At 58.4% G+C, this 22,270-nt stretch carries 19 protein-coding genes; 5 read left to right on the top strand and 14 right to left on the bottom strand.

Annotated features, from left to right (window positions below; translation table 11 throughout):
* Positions 1 to 13: 13 nt before the first annotated feature.
* The 6 genes from EHO01S_RS07460 to cfa form a co-directional block, all read right to left on the bottom strand.
* Positions 14 to 2,071 carry a S9 family peptidase gene (locus EHO01S_RS07460; protein ID WP_024523372.1) on the bottom strand — a complete coding sequence of 686 codons (2,058 nt, stop codon included), beginning with the start codon at positions 2,069 to 2,071 and terminating at the stop codon, positions 14 to 16.
* A gap of 119 nt (positions 2,072 to 2,190) precedes the next feature.
* Complete coding sequence (locus EHO01S_RS07455; RefSeq protein ID WP_024523371.1) at positions 2,191 to 3,033, bottom strand: EAL domain-containing protein; 843 nt, start codon at positions 3,031 to 3,033, stop codon at positions 2,191 to 2,193.
* A gap of 553 nt (positions 3,034 to 3,586) precedes the next feature.
* Positions 3,587 to 3,907: a N(4)-acetylcytidine aminohydrolase gene (gene yqfB, locus EHO01S_RS07450; protein ID WP_024523370.1), complete on the bottom strand. Its 321-nt coding sequence runs from the start codon at positions 3,905 to 3,907 to the stop codon at positions 3,587 to 3,589.
* A 136-nt stretch (positions 3,908 to 4,043) separates the two neighbouring features.
* Positions 4,044 to 4,358, bottom strand: coding sequence for a YebG family protein (locus EHO01S_RS07445; protein WP_024523369.1), 315 nt, complete (start codon positions 4,356 to 4,358; stop codon positions 4,044 to 4,046).
* Between the two features lie 304 nt (positions 4,359 to 4,662).
* Complete coding sequence (gene cspE, locus EHO01S_RS07440) at positions 4,663 to 4,872, bottom strand: transcription antiterminator/RNA stability regulator CspE (RefSeq protein ID WP_024523368.1); 210 nt, start codon at positions 4,870 to 4,872, stop codon at positions 4,663 to 4,665.
* Positions 4,873 to 5,377: 505 nt separating this feature from the next.
* Positions 5,378 to 6,532 carry a cyclopropane fatty acyl phospholipid synthase gene (gene cfa, locus EHO01S_RS07435; protein WP_024523367.1) on the bottom strand — a complete coding sequence of 385 codons (1,155 nt, stop codon included), beginning with the start codon at positions 6,530 to 6,532 and terminating at the stop codon, positions 5,378 to 5,380.
* Between the two features lie 425 nt (positions 6,533 to 6,957).
* Between cfa and purT the strand changes: the two genes are divergently transcribed.
* Positions 6,958 to 8,136, top strand: a complete 1,179-nt coding sequence (purT, locus tag EHO01S_RS07430; RefSeq protein ID WP_024523366.1) for a formate-dependent phosphoribosylglycinamide formyltransferase — start codon at positions 6,958 to 6,960, stop codon at positions 8,134 to 8,136.
* 32 nt (positions 8,137 to 8,168) lie between these two features.
* Here purT and EHO01S_RS07425 read toward each other — a convergent pair whose 3' ends face one another.
* Entirely contained in the window at positions 8,169 to 8,366 is a 198-nt protein-coding gene (locus EHO01S_RS07425) for a YoaH family protein (RefSeq protein ID WP_024523365.1), read from the bottom strand.
* Positions 8,367 to 8,510: 144 nt separating this feature from the next.
* Between EHO01S_RS07425 and pabB the strand changes: the two genes are divergently transcribed.
* The 3 genes from pabB (at position 8,511) to EHO01S_RS07410 (ending at position 12,361) form a co-directional block, all read left to right on the top strand.
* Positions 8,511 to 9,890, top strand: a complete 1,380-nt coding sequence (pabB, locus tag EHO01S_RS07420) for an aminodeoxychorismate synthase component 1 (RefSeq protein ID WP_024523364.1) — start codon at positions 8,511 to 8,513, stop codon at positions 9,888 to 9,890.
* Positions 9,890 to 10,462, top strand: coding sequence for a CoA pyrophosphatase (locus EHO01S_RS07415; RefSeq protein ID WP_024523363.1), 573 nt, complete (start codon positions 9,890 to 9,892; stop codon positions 10,460 to 10,462). Before pabB ends, EHO01S_RS07415 begins: the two co-directional genes overlap by 1 nt.
* Before the next feature lie 531 nt (positions 10,463 to 10,993).
* On the top strand, positions 10,994 to 12,361 hold the full coding sequence (locus tag EHO01S_RS07410; RefSeq protein WP_024523362.1) for an L-serine ammonia-lyase: 1,368 nt from the start codon (positions 10,994 to 10,996) through the stop codon (positions 12,359 to 12,361).
* Positions 12,362 to 12,431: 70 nt separating this feature from the next.
* Here the strand turns inward: EHO01S_RS07410 and phsC are convergent, their stop codons facing one another.
* The 4 genes from phsC to EHO01S_RS07390 form a co-directional block, all read right to left on the bottom strand.
* Positions 12,432 to 13,205, bottom strand: coding sequence for a thiosulfate reductase cytochrome B subunit (gene phsC / locus EHO01S_RS07405; RefSeq protein WP_024523361.1), 774 nt, complete (start codon positions 13,203 to 13,205; stop codon positions 12,432 to 12,434).
* Entirely contained in the window at positions 13,202 to 13,774 is a 573-nt protein-coding gene (locus tag EHO01S_RS07400; protein ID WP_024523360.1) for a 4Fe-4S dicluster domain-containing protein, read from the bottom strand. Before EHO01S_RS07400 ends, phsC begins: the two co-directional genes overlap by 4 nt.
* A gap of 13 nt (positions 13,775 to 13,787) precedes the next feature.
* Complete coding sequence (phsA, locus tag EHO01S_RS07395; RefSeq protein ID WP_024523359.1) at positions 13,788 to 16,067, bottom strand: thiosulfate reductase PhsA; 2,280 nt, start codon at positions 16,065 to 16,067, stop codon at positions 13,788 to 13,790.
* Positions 16,068 to 16,711: 644 nt separating this feature from the next.
* A complete protein-coding gene (locus EHO01S_RS07390; RefSeq protein WP_024523358.1) occupies positions 16,712 to 16,978 on the bottom strand; it encodes a hypothetical protein in 267 nt (88 codons plus the stop codon).
* A gap of 669 nt (positions 16,979 to 17,647) precedes the next feature.
* On the opposite strand from EHO01S_RS07390, the gene EHO01S_RS07385 reads away from it, so the two are divergent.
* Positions 17,648 to 19,036, top strand: coding sequence for an alanine/glycine:cation symporter family protein (locus EHO01S_RS07385; RefSeq protein ID WP_024523357.1), 1,389 nt, complete (start codon positions 17,648 to 17,650; stop codon positions 19,034 to 19,036).
* A gap of 49 nt (positions 19,037 to 19,085) precedes the next feature.
* Here EHO01S_RS07385 and cobT read toward each other — a convergent pair whose 3' ends face one another.
* Genes cobT through EHO01S_RS07370 form a run of 3 tightly spaced genes read right to left on the bottom strand, consistent with a single transcriptional unit; the run spans position 19,086 to position 22,246 of the window.
* On the bottom strand, positions 19,086 to 20,150 hold the full coding sequence (gene cobT, locus EHO01S_RS07380; RefSeq protein WP_024523356.1) for a nicotinate-nucleotide--dimethylbenzimidazole phosphoribosyltransferase: 1,065 nt from the start codon (positions 20,148 to 20,150) through the stop codon (positions 19,086 to 19,088).
* Positions 20,151 to 20,162: 12 nt separating this feature from the next.
* Positions 20,163 to 20,714, bottom strand: coding sequence for a bifunctional adenosylcobinamide kinase/adenosylcobinamide-phosphate guanylyltransferase (gene cobU / locus EHO01S_RS07375; protein WP_024523355.1), 552 nt, complete (start codon positions 20,712 to 20,714; stop codon positions 20,163 to 20,165).
* Complete coding sequence (locus EHO01S_RS07370; RefSeq protein ID WP_024523354.1) at positions 20,708 to 22,246, bottom strand: cobyric acid synthase; 1,539 nt, start codon at positions 22,244 to 22,246, stop codon at positions 20,708 to 20,710. The genes cobU and EHO01S_RS07370 overlap by 7 nt, the downstream gene beginning before the upstream one ends.
* Positions 22,247 to 22,270: the final 24 nt, after the last annotated feature.

The raw sequence follows: 22,270 nt of genomic DNA, 5'->3' as shown, positions 1-22,270 counted from the left end.
GATAAAAACCCCGTTAACGGGCGTCATGTGATGCAGCCGCCAGCGTCAGAATAAAGGCATACTCTAACGCAATATCTTCATACGCTTTAAAACGGCCTGATTTTCCCCCGTGTCCCGCCGCCATATCGGTGTACAGCAACAGCAGATTGTCGTCTTGCTTCATCTCGCGTAGACGTGCGACCCACTTCGCCGGCTCCCAATATTGCACCTGCGAGTCGTGTAGGCCGGTAGTGACCAGCAGATGGGGATAACGCTGCGCCTGCACATTATCATAAGGGCTGTAACGCCGCATATAGTGATAATATTCGGCCTGCTCGGGATTGCCCCACTCGTCGTACTCGCCGGTGGTCAACGGAATAGAGGGATCCAGCATGGTGGTCAATACGTCAACGAATGGCACCTGCGCCACCGCCGCATGGTAGAGTTGCGGCGCCTGGTTGATCACCGCCGCCACCAGCAACCCACCGGCGCTACCGCCCATTGCATAGACCTGCTCCTTGGCGCCGTATCCCTGGCGCACCAACCCCTCTGTCACATCGATAAAGTCGTGGAAGGTGTTCATCTTATGCAGCAGCTTACCCTGCTCATACCACGCCTGCCCCAGATCCGCTCCGCCGCGCACATGAGCCAAGGCAAAGACAAAACCGCGATCAAGCAAGCTGAGTCGACTGGTGCTAAAACCGGGATCCACACTACTGCCGTACGCGCCATAACCATAGATCAGCAGCGGGTTATGCCCGCGGATGAAACGATCGCGCCGATAAACCAACGACACCGGAACGTCGACACCATCGCGTACGCGCAACCAAATACGTTCACTCACATAATCACCCGAGACAAAGTCGGGCACCTGCTGCTGTTTCAACAGACGTCGCTCGCCGCTCTCCAAATCCTGCTCATAGACGCTGCCCGGCGTCGTCATTGACGAATAACCGTAACGTACCGTGGTGCTATCCGGTTGCGGGTTATAGCCTAGCCAGGTGACATACGTCGGATCATCAAAGCGGATGCGGCGCTCTTCGCCGCTATGACGCTGAATCTGACGCAGCGTCGTCAGACCATTGGCGCGTTCCTCAACCACCAGCCAATTGCGGAACAGGCAAAAACCCTCCAGCATAACCGCCTCACGCGGCGGTACCAGCGTCTGCCAACTGAGCACGTCACCATCCGGCCCCCAATACAAGGCAAAGTTCTTCCCTTCCCGATTGGAGCGAATATAAAAACGGTCATCGTAATGCTCTAAGGTATATTCATGATCGCGCCGGCGTGGCAGGAAACAGCGTGCTTGGGCGGACGCATCGTCGGCATCGAGTAATAATACTTCCGAGGTGGTGGTGCTACTGCTATGGATCATCACATAGCGCTGTGAGAGCGACTTCTCAAGTCCGAGATAAAAGCTCTCATCCTGTTCTTGGTAGACCAGTTGATCGTGGCTCACCGCCGTACCTAAGCGATGACGGAAAACCTGGTAAGGCAACAGCGTCTGAGGATGTAGGCGAATATAGTAGAAGGCGCGACTATCGTTGCACCATTCGATATGCCCGTCGCAACCGGTAATGCAATCGTCCAGCCAGTGACCATCGACGAGCGCACGCACCCGCAAGGTATATTGCCGGCGCGATACCGTATCTTCGCTGACGGCCAGTAAGCGATTATCCGGGCTAACCTCCAGCGCCCCCAGCGCATAAAACGCATGTCCCTCGGCTTGCTGATTGCAATCGAGCAGGCACTGCCAATCCTCTTCGCCGCGGCTCGATTCAGGCTGACGCCAATACTCGGCGTACTCGGCGCCCGCTCGATAACGGTGTTGGTAGCGGTAGCCATTCCGGACATAAGGCACCGAGGCATCCTGCTGAGGAATACGCGCCACCATCTCAGCCAGCAACTGCTCGCGTAGAGCGGCCTGGGGGGCCAGACAGTGCTCACTGTATGCATTCTCTGCCTCGAGGTAGGCTAAGACCTGCGCATCACGGCGGCTATCGTCGCGCAGCCAGTAGTAGTCATCGACCCGCCGCTCCCCATGAATGACCAGTTCATAAGGATGTTTTGCTGCTTTCGGTGCCTTTGTCATTATCAATGCCTAACGGATTTATCACACAAGCTATCTTATAACACGCTGCGCCCCGCTGTCGGCGTCGAAAATGCCAAAATATTCCTGCCGACGGCGCAACACCCGCACGCGCCGCCGTATTACATCGCGTGGTCCGCGTCCTGCAATTGTCGGCACAGCACCAGCAAGCGATGCGCGCTCAGCGGACGATAGAGATAGCCGCCTTGAAAATGGCGACAGCCCATCGCGCGCAGACATTCGAAACGTTGAATATCATCGACCCCCTGGGCGATACAGCGTATCCCCAACTGATCGGCCAGACGTAATAACAATCTTGCTAATAACATCGCCTCGGGATGTGGCAATAAGGAAACTAAGGTGGCGGGAATATAGAAACGGTCGAGTGGAAGGTCAGGCAAGGAGGTTAAGCGCTGGTAACCTGAGCCATACTCCGCCAGCGCAACGCCATACCCCTGTTGCTGCAAGCGGCGTAGCCCCGCCAGGCACGAGGCATCCATCTCTTGCGTTGCCTCGCCCTGCCAAATCAGCGCCAACGCCGAACGAGGCAATCCATGCGCTTGCAACGCGTGATGCCAGACGGCAAATAGCGCCGTCTGCTCCGCCAAGCACAAGGGGAGCGTCAATGATAAATAAAACTCGGCGTTCACCTCTTGGCGCAAACGCTGTAATAATGGGAATGACTGCTCCGCAATCCATGCCAATAACGCCGCGGCCAAGTCACAACGCACCACGGCCGCAAGAAACTGGTTGGGGTGCAATAGGCCATAATGCGGATGACGCCAATGCACTTGCATTTCCGCCCCCTGAATATGACCATCCTCCCCCCACTGCGGTAGATATTCGAGAAAAAACTCAGATGCCGAGAGCGCAGATTGTAAGCGCGCCCGCAATATGTCGCGCGATGCCTGCCGCGCACCCGGCGCCATCACATCACTTAAGAGATGGTAATGTTCAATATTCATTCTGTTGTCTGGCTTTATTTCACTTCTTCACGGAGAAGGCATGGAGCTGTACGGTATTCCCGTCGCGACGTTGACATCTTGTCATTATTGCAGCAGCAGCTAATCATTTGCATCGTATTTATTACATCAATTGCCCATGAGATGAACAATTCTCATTTTGATAGACAGCATCGACATTCCTTGTGCATTAGCATGCTTAATGAAATAACATGATTTATAGTGCTATTCTAGCGCATAGTAACCCGATTAGTAGAGATAATTCACATGGCAACAGGATGAAGACGCAGCAAAACCAGACTTATTATTTACCATCAGGCAAAAATTGAAATAAAAAACCAATCATTAGCCGCACTCAAGAGTTAAATTCTATTTGCACAGTAAAAATCCATCAAATAGATATGCCGCCGAGATAAAATACAAAGTCATCGTCTGAGTCTATATATTAGCCGCTGGTGCTAAGCGCGCGTGAAGTGCCCTGGTTAGCGAAATGGTATTGCCGGCGGAGGAATATCAATGCCATGCCCGCACCGGCACCGGCGGCAGTACGGATTGATTAGTCGAGGCGTTGCACCAGACGAAAGGCGATCATATAAAGCTTATCCTGATGCGGATATATTTCTTGGATCACGCTGCGCAATTCCGCCAAACTCATGTTTTCTTGGGCGGCATGCTGTTCATTCAACTGAGAAAAAGCCAGCGGGGTCACACTGAGCACCTCAAGCACGCAAAATAATCGTGCGTCCTCATAATAGCCGACGGTGAGGCGCTGACCGGGATGGAAATGTGACTCACTGTGATCACGCAGGGTGATAGTCTTACGACCAGCGAGAATATCCGCGGCAAAGCGCTGATAAAAAGTAATATCGGGTTTCATTTGCATCACGACGACCGGGAAACAATCCAGAAGAAAAAATATGGCGAGTATACTATCTCGCCATTACCCATACGCCAATCAGTATTATTTTACTCCTGGAGAACAGCGCAGAGCCTCAAGCCTCCGCGTCCCCCCCCTACGCCGCGCGGCTGTGCTCTTCCGCGCCCTCGTCCGTCACACATTCACCATCATTATCGACAGCGTGCTGCTGCAATGAGGCCAAGCTCGCTCCACGCAACAGGCGGGAGAGCGCCTCTTTCTGCTCAGCCAAGTAGAAACCTAATGCCTCACGCGTCTCTTCCGCCAGCGCCACGGGGGATAAGGCCAACCACTCGCTCAGGTTATCGGCTAGATCTAACATCTTGTCATAACTATCTGCCTCTTTCTTACTCGCAAAGGTCATTTTTTCCACCCCATCGCGTACCACGACATATTGGATCGTTACTGCCATCTTACTCTCGCTCATTGCGTCACTGTTTTTATATACAGTAAAGCATAGATACGCTTGCTGCAAGCCTTGTAGCGCATGGCGGCGGGGAGAGGACGGGAGGAAAAGCGCTATCCAGCGGCGCGAAAACCACAAACCGCGATGGCGCGGCGTCATGCACGATGCGGCATAACACGCCAAGAGCGCGAAAACTAAAAACCACAGGCAGGAAAACAGAAAACGGCCCAACCAGGGGGCCGTTCATACCGCTGACGCCTTGAGGCCAACGCGTCAGCGCGCATCATGCAGCGTAGTGAGTACGCTGTACTTACAGGGCAACCACCTCGGCCGCCGCCGGTCCACGCGGGGAGTCTTGAATAGAGAACTCAACCTGCTGACCTTCTGCCAGGGTCTTGAAACCGTCGCTCTGGATGGCAGAGAAATGGACGAAGACATCTTTTGAGCCATCAGTTGGCGTGATGAACCCAAATCCCTTGCTTTCGTTGAACCATTTGACCTGGCCGGTTTTCTTGCTCATTACACTTTCCTTCACTTTGAAATACTGCCCTGGGGGCACGATTAACCCTAAATGCGGCAACGCGCTCCAGTGAAGCCGAGAAACATCACTCCAGATATTTCCCCGCTATAGATAACGCTCCGTTTAAGGCGTCATTATTAAGACATAATTTATCTTGCGGCGCAAATCGTTGACGACATTTTTAATCTTCTTCTTGCGCCTCATGACGGCTAGCACTTTCTTTATTTCCAGAGAGAAAGGAAATGAAATTAAATATAAATATTCTTTAAATACATTATGTTACGCTAGGCACACATCAGTAATAATCGTAGCAAAATCGTTTGCTAATTTATTATTATGACTCTTGTCACAATTATCGCTTTAGTTCTACAAAATAAAACCGGCGCGCCTTAGCGTGGCTTGATGCGGAATAGTGGCCGTCGATGATGTCCAGCGGTGCAAAAAGCGCCGAGCCCATGCTCGACGCCGCTAATAATGAGGAAACTATCACGCAAGCCAATCACGCCTAACGCGGGACACGCAGTCCGCCCTCAACGCCTTTCGGGCTGAGCAAGACTTGCCATAGCTGAATGTTGCGCGCACGGAAAGCACCGGCACACGCAGTCAAGTAGTAGCAGAACATGCGATAGAAGCGCTCGCTATAGTTGGCGCTGATCTCCGGCCAGCACGCCTGAAAACGCTGATACCATGCCATCAGAGTACGATCATAATCCGGCCCGAAGCTGTGCCAATCCTCCATCACGAACAATCCCTCGCTGTGCGTCGCAATGTGAGCGACTGAAGGGAGGCAACCGTTGGGGAAAATATACTTATTGATCCAGGCATCGACGTTGAGATCGGTCTGATTCGAGCCGATGCTGTGCAACAGGAACAACCCATTAGGTTTCAGGTTGCGTGCCGCCACCTCGAAGTAGGTGCGGTAGTTCTTCGGCCCGACATGCTCAAACATGCCGACCGAGACGATACGATCATAGCTGCTGTTCAGATCGCGATAATCCTGTAGCAAGATCTTCACGTCTAACCCTTGGCAACGCGCCTGCGCCATCTTTTGCTGCTCGGCGGAGATGGTGACCCCCTCGACGGAGACACCATAATGCTCTGCCGCATAGTGGGCCAATCCTCCCCAGCCGCAACCGATATCCAGCAATTTCATCCCGGGCTCAAGCTGAAGCTTGTCACAGATCAACTTCAATTTATCCTGTTGCGCCTGCTCCAACGTCTCGGCCTGTTTCCAGTAGCCACAAGAGTATTGCATGTAGGGGTCGAGCATCCGGCTAAACAGATCGTTGCCCAGATCATAATGCTCCTTACCCACAATCCAGGCGCGCTTCCGACTCTGGAGATTGAACAACCGTGCAGCGGCGATACGTACGATGTCGGCAAGGTGCTTTGGCAGTTGGCTATCGAGACCCGCGGCGAGGATGCGCTGAAAGAAGATATCCAGACGCTCGCATTCCCACCAACCGTCCATGTAGCTCTCCCCCAAACCCAGGGAGCCCTCCTGCAAAACCCGGTGAAAAAACTCTGGGTTTTTCACTTGAATATCATAGGGTTTGCTACCATTTATCGCGATTCCAGCCCGGTTCAGCATCTCTTCCGCGATGCGATACCAGTTATCCTGTTTTAAGGCGCTTTCTTCAATACAGGTCGCACTACTCATTACACATACCTTCCCGCCGTACTCATGCACTCCCGCGTTCATACCGCGCTGTTGAAGTCTTAAACGGTCGGCGTCCTTCCGGCCAAAAGCATTTATCATACAATATTATTTATATTACAAATCTTCAAGCCTCGCTGGCCGACGCCAGCGGGAGAGAACACTGAACAAAACGTGCTTTTCTACCCCCCTCACTAGCGTTTTTTCAGTATATCTCCGCCGCGAGCAACGAAAATCGCCGTGCCCCGTATAGCGCACAAAGTGGCAAACGCTTATCTGAACTTACGGCGTAACAATATGAAATTAAATTAATTTCATTATTTCTTCCGTTTTGTTGCTCATTGTAAAAAAATCTTTCTCATTGCCACGCAAACGTTTTCGTATATACTGCCCGGCGACCCATCTCACGCGAAATACAGGAACAGATCATGCAGCTAATCGGAACCGCCCTGCGCCCCCATGCCACGCGTATCATGCTGTTAGGTGCTGGGGAACTCGGCAAAGAGATTGCCATCGAGGGACAACGCCTCGGCTTGGAGATCATCGCCGTCGATCGCTATGCCGATGCACCGGCGATGCAAGTAGCCCACCGCAGTCATATCATTGACATGCGCGATGCCGGGCAGTTGTGTGCGCTGATCGAGCGTGAGCGTCCCGACTATATCGTGCCGGAGATCGAGGCCATCGCCACCCAGACACTGCACCAGTTGGAAAGCGATGGCGTCCGCGTCGTGCCCAGCGCCCGCGCGGTGCAATTGACCATGAACCGCGAAGGCATCCGCCGTTTAGCCGCCGAGACACTGGGGCTGCCCACCTCTCCTTACCGCTTCGCCAGCGATAATGCGGCGTTTCGTCAGGCGATCGACGAAATCGGTTATCCCTGTTTCGTCAAGCCGGTGATGAGTTCGTCGGGGAAAGGGCAAAGCATTGTGCGCAGCGCCGATGAGATCGACGCCGCCTGGCGCTATGCGCGAGAAGGGGCGCGCGGTGATGCCGCGAGCGTGATTGTCGAGGGTGAGGTCCGTTTCGATTTTGAAATCACCCTGCTAACCATTCAGGCCAGCGATGGGATCCATTTCTGCGCGCCGATCGGCCATCACCAGCAGGCGGGCGATTACCGTGAATCCTGGCAGCCTCAGGCGATGAGCGCCACGGCACTGGCACGAGCGCAGGCGATCGCCGCCCAAGTGGTACGCGCCCTCGGCGGCTATGGTCTGTTCGGCGTCGAACTCTTTGTTTGTGGCGACGAGGTCATCTTCAGCGAAGTCTCGCCGCGCCCGCACGATACCGGGCTGGTGACCCTGGTGTCGCAGGATCTCTCCGAGTTTGCCCTGCATGTCCGCGCCTTCTTGGGCTTGCCGATCGGTGCCATTCGCCAGTTCGGCCCCAGCGCCTCCGCGGTACTACTCCCACAGTTGCACAGCGACGATGTCAAATTCGCCAACCTGGTGCAGGCCCTGCGCCCGGCTACCCAGCTACGTCTGTTCGCCAAGCCGCAGATCGACGGCGCGCGACGCCTCGGCGTCGCCCTAGCCTGGGGCGAGGATATTGAGCAGGCGCGCCAGCGTGCACGGGCGTGCAGCAGCGCGGTAGTCATTCAACCTTAAGCGCCCGACGGGCGCTTGAGCGGGCGCGCGGATTACGCCTGTCCCGCTTCATCCTCCGCCTCATCGTCGAAGGCCACCCGTACCTGGGCTCCGCGATGGGCGGCCCGGATCTCCGCGGCCACTTGGGCGATGGCCTCGCCACTACTCATCCCCTGGGCCATCAGCGCCTGAATACGCTCAGCCGCCTGTTGTTGCTCTGCGTGGCTCAATGCCGGCATGCCTCCCACCATATTACGTCTCCTGTTGTTGCGCGTCGCCGCAGTATATACCAAGGCAACGGTAAGAGCAGCGTGCAGGAATTGCCGTATCGCCGCCATCCGTAGATAATCGCAATCTATCTTTGTTTTAGCGACCCATGAGAGCGATGCCGCGCCATGACTGTGACTCCTGAACTGACCCAGTGCTATCTACCCTACCGACCCGACGCGGCGTTACACTACTTTACCCCGCTGGCTCATCGCCCCTGGGCGATGTTGCTCAGTTCTGGCAATGCCGAGCATCCCCATAACCGTTATGACATCATCGTGGCCGAGCCTTGTGCGACGCTCGAAACGCGCGGTGCGCTGACCACCCTCGTCGACAGCGCAGGAAGCCAGATCTACCGTGACGATCCGTTCACCTTGTTGCGCCACGAACTGGCTCGCTGCCTGCCCACCTGCCCGCCACAGCCCGATCTGCCCTTCTGCGGCGGCGCGCTCGGGTTGTGGGGCTACGATTTGGGCCGGCGCTTCGAGACCCTACCCGCCCTGGCTGCCGCCGATCTCCAGACGCCGGACATGGCACTGGGGATCTACGACTGGGCGCTGATCATCGACCACCAACTACGCCGCATCACCCTGCTCAGTTGGCGAGACGCCACACAGCGTCTGCACTGGCTACAGACGCTTCCTAGCGCTGCGACCAGCGCGCCCTTTGCCCTGACCTCGGACTGGCAGGCCAACCTGAGCCAGGCGGCATACCGCCAAGCTTTCCAGCGGGTGCAGGCCCACCTCGCCGCCGGCGACTGTTACCAGATCAACCTGACACAACGCTTCGCCGCCGACTACCAAGGCGATGAGTGGCAAGCCTTTCTGCGTCTAACCCAAGCTAACCGCGCCCCCTTCTCCGCCTTTTTGCGTCTGCCCCAGAGCGCGGTACTCAGCGTCTCGCCGGAGCGCTTCTTACGACTCGAACGCGGAGAAATCAGCACCCGGCCGATCAAAGGCACCTTACCGCGTCGGACGGACGCGCAGGCAGATGAACAACAGCGTCAACGGCTGGCGGCCTCGGCCAAGGATCGGGCCGAAAATCTGATGATCGTCGATCTGATGCGTAACGACGTTGGCCGTGTCGCCGCCGCGGGCAGCGTCAGAGTACCGGAACTGTTCGCCGTGGAGAGTTTCCCCGCCGTGCACCATCTGGTCAGCACCATTCGTGCCCATCTGGCCGCCGGGCTCGACGGTTGCGATCTGCTGCGCGCCTGCTTCCCCGGCGGCTCGATCACCGGGGCACCGAAGATCCGCGCGATGACGATCATCGATGCTCTGGAACCGCAACGGCGCAACGTCTATTGCGGAGCCATCGGCTATCTCAGCGCCTGCGGTGACATGGATACCAGCATCACCATCCGCACCCTGTTAGCGGAGCGTGGGCGACTATATTGTTGGGCCGGCGGCGGAATCGTCGCCGACAGCGAAGTCGAGGCGGAGTACCAAGAGACGCTCGACAAAGTCAGCAAAATCCTGCCGCTGCTGGCGGTGAGCGAGTCTCTCTGATGCACCTAAGCCCAGAGTTGACCCGCTTTGTCACCCGTTTTCAGCTCCAGCCCCCGTTACCGGGACGGGGAACCCGCCATGCCCGCCAGGCGGCGGTGTTAATCCCGATCATCAACCGTCCGCAGCCAACCCTGCTGCTCACCCAGCGCGCACTCAGGATGCGCCAACATCCCGGTCAAGTGGCCTTTCCTGGCGGCGCCCGCGACGCCCGCGACGCCTCGCCGGTCGCCACCGCGCTGCGCGAGGCGCAGGAGGAGATCGCACTCTGCCCACACCAGGCGGCGATCCTCGGCCAACTACCGGCGGAAGATAGCAGCAGCGGTTTCTGTGTCACTCCGGTGGTTGCCCTCCTCGCCCCTACGCTGGCGCTACGTCCTAACCCGCACGAGGTCGCCGACATCTTCGAGATCCCATTGACCCTGGCCCTGGACGCCCGGCGCTACCATACACTCGAGATCACCCGGGGCGGCCAGCCCCATCGCCTCTACCTCTCTCATTACCGGCGTTTCCTGATCTGGGGCCTCACGGCGGCGATGTTGCGGCGTCTCGCGCTCCAAGTCGCCGCGCGCTAACGCGCGCGGCGCTCTCCTTACTTCACGTTATGCGATATCCCTACACTAAGCCGGGCTAATGGCAACGTACGCCAGCAACGCGCGTGCTCAGATGGCACGATTCGAGTCAATGTGTGAAGCGACAGGGTAATTACCAAGTAAATATAGCAATATCCCTTGCTTTTCCCTCATCACAGGGTCATATGATCATCTGAGATTATTGGCGGCGTATGCGGAGAGCGACAGCGATTATCATCGGTAGTGCGGGGTAACGGTGGCAGGTTAATCTGCCTTTAGCCCGCGACCGCACGCCGTGGGCACGCCACCAGCATAATTGCACGTGCGTCGGCGGAAAAGTTCGGGTATTGTTGGCGCCCCGCCGGATAGCGGGTTAGTTAGCATGAAATAAAGTAATGCGAATAACAATAACCAGACACACCCCGAACCGCGCGTATCGCCCGCGGCACGGTGTGTCCTGCGCCGAGAGAGCCCCCTCTTGAGCGCCGATTTGACACCCGCAGCATGAGACATTGCCTCTTTAAGGAGCTTAGCGTGATTAGCGTTTTCGACATGTTCAAGATCGGTATTGGCCCGTCGAGTTCCCACACGGTTGGACCGATGAAGGCCGGAAAACAGTTCGTCGACGACTTGACGGCCCAAGGGCTACTGCCGTCGGTCACGCGTGTGGCCGTCGATGTCTACGGCTCGCTATCGTTGACCGGCAAGGGTCACCATACCGATATCGCCATCATTATGGGGTTAGCCGGTAACTTACCCGATAGCGTCGACATTGATGCTATCCCGACCTTTATACGCCAGGTGGAGCAAAGCGAACGCTTGCCTCTCGGCCCCCAGGGGCACATGGTCGCCTTCCCGCGCGACAGTGGCCTGGTGTTCCGCAGCGACAATCTGCCGTTGCACGAGAACGGCATGACCATCAACGCCTATGGCGTCGCGGATACCCTGCTGTATAGCCAGACCTACTACTCCATCGGCGGCGGCTTCATCGTCGATGCCGAGCACTTCGGCCAGACGAGCGGCGAGTCGCTCGACGTGCCCTATCCGTTCCACTCCGCCCAAGCTCTGTTGGATCACTGCCGCGAGACCGGGCTCTCCATCAGCGGACTGGTGATGAAGAACGAGCTGGCACTGCACAGCCAAGCCGAGATCTACGCCTACTTCACCGCGATCTGGGATACCATGCGCGCCTGTATCGAGCGCGGCTTGAATACCGAAGGCGTCCTGCCGGGGCCGCTGCGTGTGCCACGCCGCGCCGCCGCGCTGCGCCGTATGCTGGTCACCAGTGACAAGTACAATCGCGATCCGATGAACGTCATCGACTGGGTGAACATGTTTGCCCTGGCGGTCAACGAAGAGAACGCCGCTGGGGGCCGCGTCGTCACCGCGCCGACGAATGGCGCCTGCGGCATCGTCCCGGCGGTGCTGGCTTATTATGACCACTTTATCGAGCCAGTTGCGCCGGAGATCTTCGTGCGCTACTTCCTCGCCAGCGGAGCCATTGGAGCTTTATATAAGATGAATGCCTCCATCTCCGGGGCCGAAGTCGGCTGCCAAGGCGAGGTCGGCGTCGCCTGTTCGATGGCCGCGGCCGGGCTGGCCGAGCTGCTGGGCGGTAGCCCGCTTCAGGTCTGCATCGCCGCCGAGATCGGTATGGAGCATAACCTAGGACTGACCTGCGATCCGGTCGCCGGCCAGGTGCAGGTGCCCTGCATCGAGCGTAACGCTATCGCCGCAGTGAAGGCGATCAACGCCGCGCGTATGGCGCTGCAACGCACCTCCGAGCCACGCGTCTCGCTGGATAAGGTGATCGAAACCATGTATGAGACCGGCAAGGATATCAACGCCAAATACCGTGAGACCTCGCGCGGCGGCTTGGCCATCAAAGTGCAGTGCAGCTGATCGCATACCACCAGAAGCGCAACGGGGGTCTCCCCCCGTTGCGGCCGGCGGTCAACCACTGGCCGAAGCCTTAACCACGCGGCGGCGTCTCGCTGGCGGCACCCTGCTGCCGATGCCGGTGATACCCGTCCAACATACTGCGGAAGATCTGCCCCGGCGTATCCCCAAGGGTACACAGGTAGATATGCGCACACAGAAAGCACAGCGCCACCAACGCCAGCAACAGATGCAGCCGCAGCATCAACGGCCCATTGCCGGCGAGCGACTGCGGATAGAGACACAACAGACCGCTGACGATTAACAGCGGCAACAGCACATACATGATCGCCAGATAGGCCAACTGTTGCAGCGGGTTGAACTTGCTCTGCGCATCGGCGGCGAAAGGATGTGCCTCCCCCCTCATGATACCGACCAGGTAATAACGGGCCTGGCGCCGGCAACGCGTCCACACGCCACGCCAGTGAACCCGATAGTGGCGGCCATTGCCCGTCAGCAAATTGATCAGCAAATAACCCAGCCAAGCGACAATCAGCGCATAACCACACAGGGTATGTACCGAGACCCACAGCCCTAGCGGACCGAGGTTAAAGTGGCCGCCGAGCCCGCTCAACAACAGCAGGACAAACAGCAACGCATTGCTCCAGTGCCAAGTACGCACCGCCAGCGAGTAGAGATACAAGCGCTGCGACTCGCCGTTGGCCACACGCGGAGCCAAGGCATAACGCAACGCGGCATGTAACGCTAACCCGACCAGCAACGCCGCCAGCAGTAATGCCGCCGCCACCAGCCACTGCGGCCAATAGTCCGGCGTATAGTGCAGTTCTGCGCCCCAGATGCTATTCATGCTTGCTCCTCCCGATGGATCTCTTTACGGCGATACAGGCTCACCGCACCACTGCGCTTACCCTGTCGCCGGTACACCTCCTCTTGGCCGATCCAGCTCTGCACCTCCGCCGCATCTAGCCGGCCAAAATGCAAGGCATCCGTTGGGCATACCGCGACACAACCGGGGGGCAGCCCCTCGCTGAGCCGACGCTCGGCGCAAAAATCGCACTTGTCGGCCAGTCCGCTGCGCGGATCCAGATAGCGCACATGGAATGGACAGGCGGCGACGCAGTAGTCACAACCGATACAACGGGATTTATCCACCTGCACGATGCCATCGTCATCGCGAAACGAGGCGCCGGTCGGACAGACCGCGACACAGGGCGCCGCCTCACAGTGTTGGCAGGAGAGGCGGATAAAACGGAAACGCCCGCCCTCCGCCGCATCCGGCCCCAGGATCTGCACCTGAAGGCGGCTAACGCCATCGGGGACATCGTTCAATACGCGGCAGGCGACGGTACAGGCCTGGCAGCCGATACAACGTTTCTCATCATGCAGCATGACATAGTGATTGGCTTTCTGATTCATCGATGAGCTCCTGTCAGGCTCGGCTCAGGCTTACGCCGGCGGTATGGATCACGGTACCCGATACCGGGCTAATCGCATGGGGCAGCAGATTGCCGCAGTGGACCCCATGGCTGGTCGCTGCGGTCCGCGCGCCGGCCTTGGCGCCGAAGCCCATATAGACAAACAGCGTGTCGGGACGAATAGCCGGGGTCACTAATGCCCGCCCACGCTCCTTGCCCGTCTCATTCTCCAGCCAGACCGCATCACCATCGCGAATGCCGCGGGCCGAAGCGGTCTGCGGATGGATCCACACCGCGTTATCCCACATCAGCGCACTCAACTGCGGCACATACTGCGTGGCACCATTGGTATGCACCGCCACCTTACCTTGGATGAAATAGAGTTGCTCCGGGCGCTTTAAGGGCACGTCTCGGAAGCGGGGAACGCCATAACCGGGGAGCTTCTCTTCCAAGGTCGCCGAATACAGCTCAATACGCCCGCTGGGCGACTTGAAGCGTAGGGCATGGCTCAGGGTGCCATCGCTGTCGACCTGCGCCGCCGCCTGAGGATAACGCGCGACAAACTGGCGTACCGATGCCGGCTCGCGCAGCAGTAACGGCACGCCCCAACTGAGGTAGCCCTTGCTACGCAATTCGCGATACACGTCCTGATCGCCCGCCAATTGGAACAGTTGCCGCGTCGGCATATCCTGCCAGGGGTAGTACTGTGCCAGTCCCAGCGCCGCCCCTAGCTCCTTCCAAATCTGCCAGCTCGGTCGAGCCTCGCCGATCGGCTCCACCACTTGTTGACGCAAGGCATAGGCCGGGTTAGCGCCAGAGACATCGCTGATCTCCTCGTCCCGCTCTAGGTAGGTGCACTCCGGCAGCAGGTAGTCGGCGTAGGCGGCGCTCTCACTCAAATAAAGGTCGCAGCTGACGATCAAATCCAACTGCTGCGCCGTCCGCTCCAGATCTGGCCGACAAGTCACTGTTTGGAAAGGGTTATGGCGCGACATGATCCAGCCTTTGATCGGATAAGGGGTCTGCCGCAATGTGGCGTCGATGATACTCTGCACCACCCCACCGCTGGCGGTGATGTAGCTAAACTGCGCGGCCGTGGCATCGATGCGCGCCGCCTGAATCGCCGGCATCCCTTTGACACCCAGTTTGGCCAACGGGGGCACGACCGTCTCGCCGGCCAATTTGTTATAGATCGCCGCCCCCTTCTTCTGAAACAGACCGCCACGGCGTTCGATGTTGCCCAACAGGGCGTTGAGGGCGAAGATCATCCGGCGCATGTCGATCTCTTCCGCGGAGTAAGTGGCGCGGTGCCCCGGATTGACGATGGCCTGAGGCGCGCAGGCCGCAAGCTCTCGCGTGACGCGTACGATCACCTCGGCCGGGACATCGGCGTGCTGTTGCGCCCACTCCGGCGTGGTGGCGCTGACCGCCTGCGCCAATTGGTCGAACCCCTCGGTATAACGTTCGACGAAGGCCGCATCATAGAGGCGCTCGGCGATCATCACATGACACATCGCCAGTAATACCGGGAGATCACCGCCGGGACGAATGGCATGCCATTCGTCCGCCTTGCTGGAGAACACCGACATACGAGGATCGAAGCTCACCACCTTCGCGCCGTTCTCCTGCGCGCTCATCATCTCGTGGGTGTCGGCCACCTCGATCCCCTCGTACAGGTTATGACCGAAGGCCACCATATAGCGGGTGTGGGCGATATCCATCACCAGATCGCCCCCCATCATCACCTTCGCGGCGATGGACTTGCCCGCCGGGCAGGTTGAGGCATGGGTAAAGGTATTCGGTGAGCCGAAGGCAGCCGCCAAGTGAAACAGATGCCCCGACAGGGAGCCGGACTTCGACGAGAATACCAGGCTCTGCGCACCATGCTGCGCCTTGATGGCGTTCATCTTCTCGGCGATCTCTCGATACGCCTGTTGCCAACTGATCACCTGCCAATGCCCGCTACCGCGCGGGCCGCTACGTTTCATCGGCTTGACGATACGCTGCGGATCATTAACCAGGCTCACCCCGCTCCCCCCACGCGCACAGATCCGGCTGCCCTGATGGGGCGCCGCCGGATTCCCTTGGATGAAGACCGTACGCTGATCGACCACCTGAGCCTGGATCGGACAACGGAACGAACACATCTCACAGAGACTGGGGGTCAGCGTAGTCTTACCCTGTAAGCCCGCAGAGGCATTTAACGCCAAGGCACCGGGGGGAAAACTCGTTAAGGCATATCCGCTACAGCCTACACCGAGGGTTTTTAAAAAAGCACGACGACTGATGCTCATATAATCTCCTTTTTATTATATATTTTGATTATAGAGAAATAGGCAGACTATTTTTTGAAGCCGCCAACAAATAAATCCCCCGACAGAAATAATAGCAACAATACGCCAGCGCCATGTTCATTAAATGTAATTAGCGTGTATTTATTTATGTTGCGCGGCGTCAGAGACGCCCCGCTTGGCGTGACATTCGCATCATTAGAAAATAATAAGCAAAGCGGCGATTTGTTTTATCGCCACAGTAAAAAAACGGCTAAACCCTGCCATCGCACCAGCCGGACAAGCCGCGCGACGCGGCCGTGGGCCGTTTCTTTTCAAACCATCACCATCCCATCAGGACGCCACTAACAGGCAATGACAGACTTATTCCGGCGCTTGGCACGAAATAAAAATCTAAGAACAGAGACAACCTCAACTTAACACACCAAGCGACAAGCAATGCTTATCAATAAAGCCAAGAGAGGAGAGCCTCGTCTTTTCGGTCTATTTCGCCGAACACATATAAGACACCGTCTGAAACGCCGAGCACTACGCCTCGCTTATTTATGGCATATACACGAAATCCCTCCCCCGCATTAGCGTTTTATCTATTGATAAATAGCTGGCATTAACACTCATATCATTCCATCAATTTATTTATGGCATATTCACATAATCCCGGCGGGATTCAGCGAAAATAGACCGTCGCCCCACGGCGAACCCCCCCCGCCGACGGTACCGTCCTTGACGAGTGAGGCGTACGGTGTACGTACCAAGCGGGTCGCCTTACGCTCCGCTAGCGATGGCGGCGGGCAAACGCACAGGGCGTGGCGGCCGGCGGCGCAGCACGGCATGCGGCCAGTGAGGCGCGCCGAAGCCGCCATGTCGCGACGACGATAGCGTTGCGACAGCCCGATACACGGGCCGAGATCCACGCGAAGAAAGCCCCCTTCCGGCCAGCCTTTGCAGCCAGCAACGGCTCGCGAATTATGCAGACAGAAATAAACCCGCGCGGTTTCTCTCCCTAGCGACGCACCGGCACTTCTCCGCCCCCAAAATGGCACACATCGTCTCAGAATAAAAAAATGGTACCTCCTACGCGGGCGCCAAACGGCGCGCCAGTTTATCTGGAGTTGAATAATCGCGCGCAAATGGTAATAGTGATCCGCCGCCGGTATATCGCCGCACGCCAGAATGCGATGCTGCGTCGATAACGATAATCAGCGATATTAATGCCGGCAGATAACGCCCCATCATACAGGCTCGACTCGCCTAAAGGCGACGTCGCCCAGCATCCGCTCGCGCCACCGACGCCGCATCACGCTGATGCATACGTAATAGATGAAAATAAGACAACACTATATTTTCACCCCGCCGTTTCTGCTTGTCATCCCGTTCCGCTCCAATCGCCGCAGGCAAACGAGGAGAGTATGAAAACGATCACATCACCGCCGGCAAGAGTAAATTAGGGTGACGGTGTCCCCTCACCGAGAACCGCCATCTATTCATCCGCGCTATCGGGCAATCATTTATAAGAACGGTCGTCATATTCATCAATTAAGTTACGCCAAAGGATATATCACCATCGATGGCAGGGAGCAGATATGGCTACGCTGACTAGTATCGTCGACACGCTCAACCAGATCCTGTGGGACTATTTATTAATTGTTCTACTCTGTGGCGTCGGCATTTATTACACCGTCCGCCTACGCTTCATCCAGGTCGTGCGTTTCAAGGCGGGGCTCATGATGCTGCACCGCGGAGCCACCCTCTCTGGCGAGCGCGCGGGCAAAGAGGGAATGAGCTCGTTTCAGGCCGTGGCTACCGCCGTCGCCGGCCAGGTGGGCACCGGCAATCTGGCCGGTCTGGCCACGGCGCTCATCGCCGGTGGGCCCGGGGCGGTATTCTGGATGTGGATCTCCTCATTCCTCGGCATGGCGACCATCTATGCCGAGGCGATCCTGGCGCAAACATACCGCGCGACCGACCGCCACGGACAAGCCGTGGGCGGCCCGGCCTACTACATCGAACAGGGATTGCATCAGAAGTGGCTGGCAGTGCTCTTTGCTATCCTGCTGATCCTGGCGCTGGGCCTGGTCGGCAACATGGTGCAATCCAACTCCATCACTCATGCTTTTGCCCTCTCATTCGGTGCCAATCCTTGGTTAGTCGGGCTGCTGGTCGCCGGAGCGGCCGGGCTGGTGGTGGTCGGCGGCCTGCATCGGATTGCCGCCTTCACCGAGAAGATGGTACCGCTCATGGTGCTACTCTACCTCTGTGGAGCGCTCTTGGTGCTGCTGCTTAACTACGCCTTCATCCTGGCGGCGTTTAAGCTGATCTTCATCGCCGCCTTCAATCCCCAGGCCGCGCTGGGAGGCGCTATCGGTATCTCGATCCAACAAGCGGCCCGCTTCGGTATCGCCCGCGGGCTGTTTTCCAATGAAGCGGGGATGGGATCAACGCCGCACGCCCACGCGGTGGCCAAGGTTAACCACGCGGAAGATCAGGCATTGATCGCCATGATGGGGGTATTTATCGACTGTCTTATCATCACCATGACCGCGCTGGTCATCATCAGCGCGGGAATGAAGTCATTAGCGCAACAGGGGTTGCCCCTGGCGGAGTTGCTGCCATTGATGGGGAAAAATGGCACCGGCATCGCCGTAACCCAGTATGCTTATCAACTGGCATTTGGCGGCCTCGGCGGGGTATTCGTCTCGATCTCACTGATGTTTTTTGCCTTTTCCACCATCATCGGCTGGTACTATTACGCCGAAACCAACGTCCGCTACCTGTTTGACTCGCCGCTGGCGTTACGTCTGTTTCAGATCTTGGTGATCGCGGCCCTATTCGCCGCCTCGTTGTTTCAGGTGGATGTGGTCTGGAATATGGCCGACGCCTTCAATGGGCTGATGGTGATCCCCAACGTGATCGCCTTGGTGATCCTCGCGCCAATCGTCATCCGCTATCGCCAGCGTCCGGATACGCCTTAAAGGTATCACCGCCGGCATCGCGGTTTGAAAAGATGCCGGCGGCGGCGGGTCAATGCGTTGGCAGCACGATCTGGCTCTGGCTGAGCAGACCCATACGCTGATAGACGGCGCAGGCGGCCTCTACCAACGGCATCATCAGCGCCGCCCCACTGCCCTCGCCGAGACGCATCTCCATATGCAAATAGGGCGTTAAACCGAGGCTAGCCAGCGCCAATGCCGCCCCCTTTTCTGCCGACTGGTGCGAAGGGATAAGATAAGGATGTACGCCCGGCGCGATGCGACAGGCGGCCAAGGCGGCCGCATAGGAGAGGTAGCCATCGAGGATCAATGGGATACGCGCCGCCGCCGCGCCGATCATCACTCCGGCCATTCCGACCAGATCGTAACCGCCCAGGGCGGCCAACACCGCCACGCCATCTTGAGCATCGGGCGCGTTGCGACGGATGGCCTGCTCCACCACCGCCACCTTGTGCTGGAGACGCGCCGGCGGCAGGTTAGCTCCCAGACCGACCACCGCTTGCGGCGCGTTATCGGTCAACACGCTGACCAACGCCGCTGCCGGGGTAGTATTCGCGATCCCCAACTCGCCGATCCCCAACAGGTTAACCCCGTCATCGGCCAGCGTCTGAGCTAGGCGCGCACACCGCACCAACAACGTTTCAGCCTGCGTCCGCGTCATCGCCGGCCCCTGGGCGATGTTGCCGCAACCGCGTCCCATCCGCATGTCGATCGCCTGCGGTAACGGTTCGGCGTCGATGCCGGCATCCACCAGCGTCACCGCCGCGCCGGCCTGTTGTGCCAATACGCAGACACCGGTGATACCCTGCGCCATATTGCCCGCCTGTATCGCCGTCACCGCCTGTGGCGTGATAGCTACGCCCTCTTGGTATACCCCATGATCGGCGGCGACCACGACGATCTGCTTCTTGTTGATCGCCAATGGCCGCTCGGCGAAGATACCGGCCAGTTGGATCGAGAGTTGCTCCAAGCGCCCCAGGCTGCCGGGGGGCTTTAACAGACTATCCTGGTGCTGGCGCGCCCGTTGCTGGGCCGCCTCATCCAATGGGCGGATCGTGGCGATGATCTGCGCCAACGCCTCGGCATACTGCGTCATGACTTTTCCTCTTTACCCTTTTATCTTCATTTCAATACCGCTAACCACCAGGTACACCTGGCGGGCCTCGGCGGCTAAGCGTTGGTTAACGCGCCCGGCGATATCGCGGAAATGGCGGGCCAGTCGATGTTCCGGCACGATGCCCATCCCCACCTCATTGGTCACTACATAGACCGGGCAGGCGCTGTGACGGCACGCCGCAGCCAACGCCGTGACCTGGTGCTGGATCGTGGCCTCTAACCTGGCGAAATCCAGCGCCTCCAGGGCAAGATCGCCGGCCTCGGCGAACAGGAGATTGGTGATCAGCGTGGTCACACACTCCAACATGATGGCGTCACACTGCGGTGCCTCGCGGGCGATCACCTGATCCAGGTGGGTAAACCCCTCATGCGTACGCCAGTTGGCCGGGCGCGCCGCTCGATGATGGGCGATACGCGCCGCCATCTCATCATCCGTCGCCAGTGAGGTGGCGATATACAATACCCGTGCACCATGGGCGCCGGCTAGGCGCTCGGCCAGCGCGCTCTTACCGCTGCGCGCGCCGCCGGTGATCAACGTTAGCATTGGGACTCCTTGGCATGTTCACGCATCAAGCGGTAAATCTGTGGCAGATCCAGATGCGCGCGCAAGGCCGCCGCCAAGGCGTCAAACTGGCGCTGGCGCCATGCATGATAATCCAGTGGTGCGCCCTCCGCCGGCGGCATTCCTTTGGCGCGGCGCAATGCATCGAGCAGGCTGCGCGTCACACGCGGCGCATCGAACAGGCCATGCAGGTAGGTGCCCATCACCAGGCCATCATGGCTGATCGCGCCCTCCTCCTGCGCGCAGGGTGCGCCGTTACGCTGCTGTAGCTGGCAGAATGGCGCGCAGCCGGCGCCGCGTTGCGTCGTCCCCATATGGATCTCATAGCCCGTCAACGCGAGGCCGGCACAGCTGCCCCAAGGGCCGGGCAATGCGGCGGCGATCTGTGCCTGCACCTGGGTGGTGGTCTTGTGGCGAGCGAAACGGGTCTCGCAATCCAGCAGTCCGAGCCCCGCCATCGCCGCCTGCGTCGACTCCACGCCATCGACGATTTGCCTCCCCAGCATCTGGTAGCCACCACAGATCCCCAAGATAGGGACTCCGTCTTGATGGGCGCAGAGCAGCGCATGCGTCAGTCCACTGTCGTGCAGGTAGCGCAGGTCGGCCAGCGTACTCTTGCTGCCCGGCAAGATCAGCAGATCCGGCCGACCGATCGCCTCAGGTCGGGTCAGGTAGCGCAGCGTGACGTCCGGCTGGGCCAGCAGCGGGGAGAAATCAGTGAAGTTAGACATATAAGGCAATTGCAGCACCGCGATGTCTAACGCGCGCACCGTCTCGTCACGGTACTTGCCGCGCTGCAAGGCGACGCCGTCTTCATCATCCAGATCGAGATCCAGCCAGGGCACCACCCCCAGTACCGGCACACCGGTCAGCGCTTCGATCTGGCGCAAGCCTGGCGTCAGTAGGCTGACATCGCCACGAAACTTGTTGATGATGACGCCTTTCACCCGTGCGCGCTCTTGCGGCTCCAGTAACGCCAGAGTGCCATAGATGGCAGCGAAGACTCCGCCGCGATCGATATCGGCCACCAGCAGCACCGGAGCGTCGACTTTCTCCGCCATACCCATGTTGACGATGTCGCGATCACGCAGGTTAATCTCCGCCGGGCTGCCCGCCCCCTCCAGTACCATGATATCGACCTGGGCCGCCAACTGGTGATACACCTGCGCCACCTGCTCCAGCAATTGCGGCTTATACCGATGATAATGCGCGGCGTCCATATCCTGTAACACCCGTCCCATCAGTACCACTTGCGCCTGGCAATCGCTGCTCGGCTTGAGCAGGATCGGATTCATCCGCACATCCGGCGCGATGCCGGCCGCCTCGGCCTGCATCATCTGTGCCCGCCCCATCTCGCCACCATCGGCGGTGATGCCGGAATTCAGTGCCATATTCTGTGACTTGAATGGGGCTACACGGTAGCCGTCCTGGGAGAATACCCGACACAGTCCGGCGCACAACACACTCTTGCCCGCATCGGACGCGGTGCCTTGCACCATAATTGATAGGGTCATATCCCCCTCCATCGTTATCATTAA

Origin of the sequence: Edwardsiella hoshinae NBRC 105699 = ATCC 33379 (genome assembly GCF_000474215.1) — a bacterium.
Lineage (GTDB): Bacteria > Pseudomonadota > Gammaproteobacteria > Enterobacterales > Enterobacteriaceae > Edwardsiella > Edwardsiella hoshinae.
The sequence above is the reverse complement of the archived record's forward strand: the minus strand, read 5'-3'. Positions and strand labels throughout refer to the sequence as shown.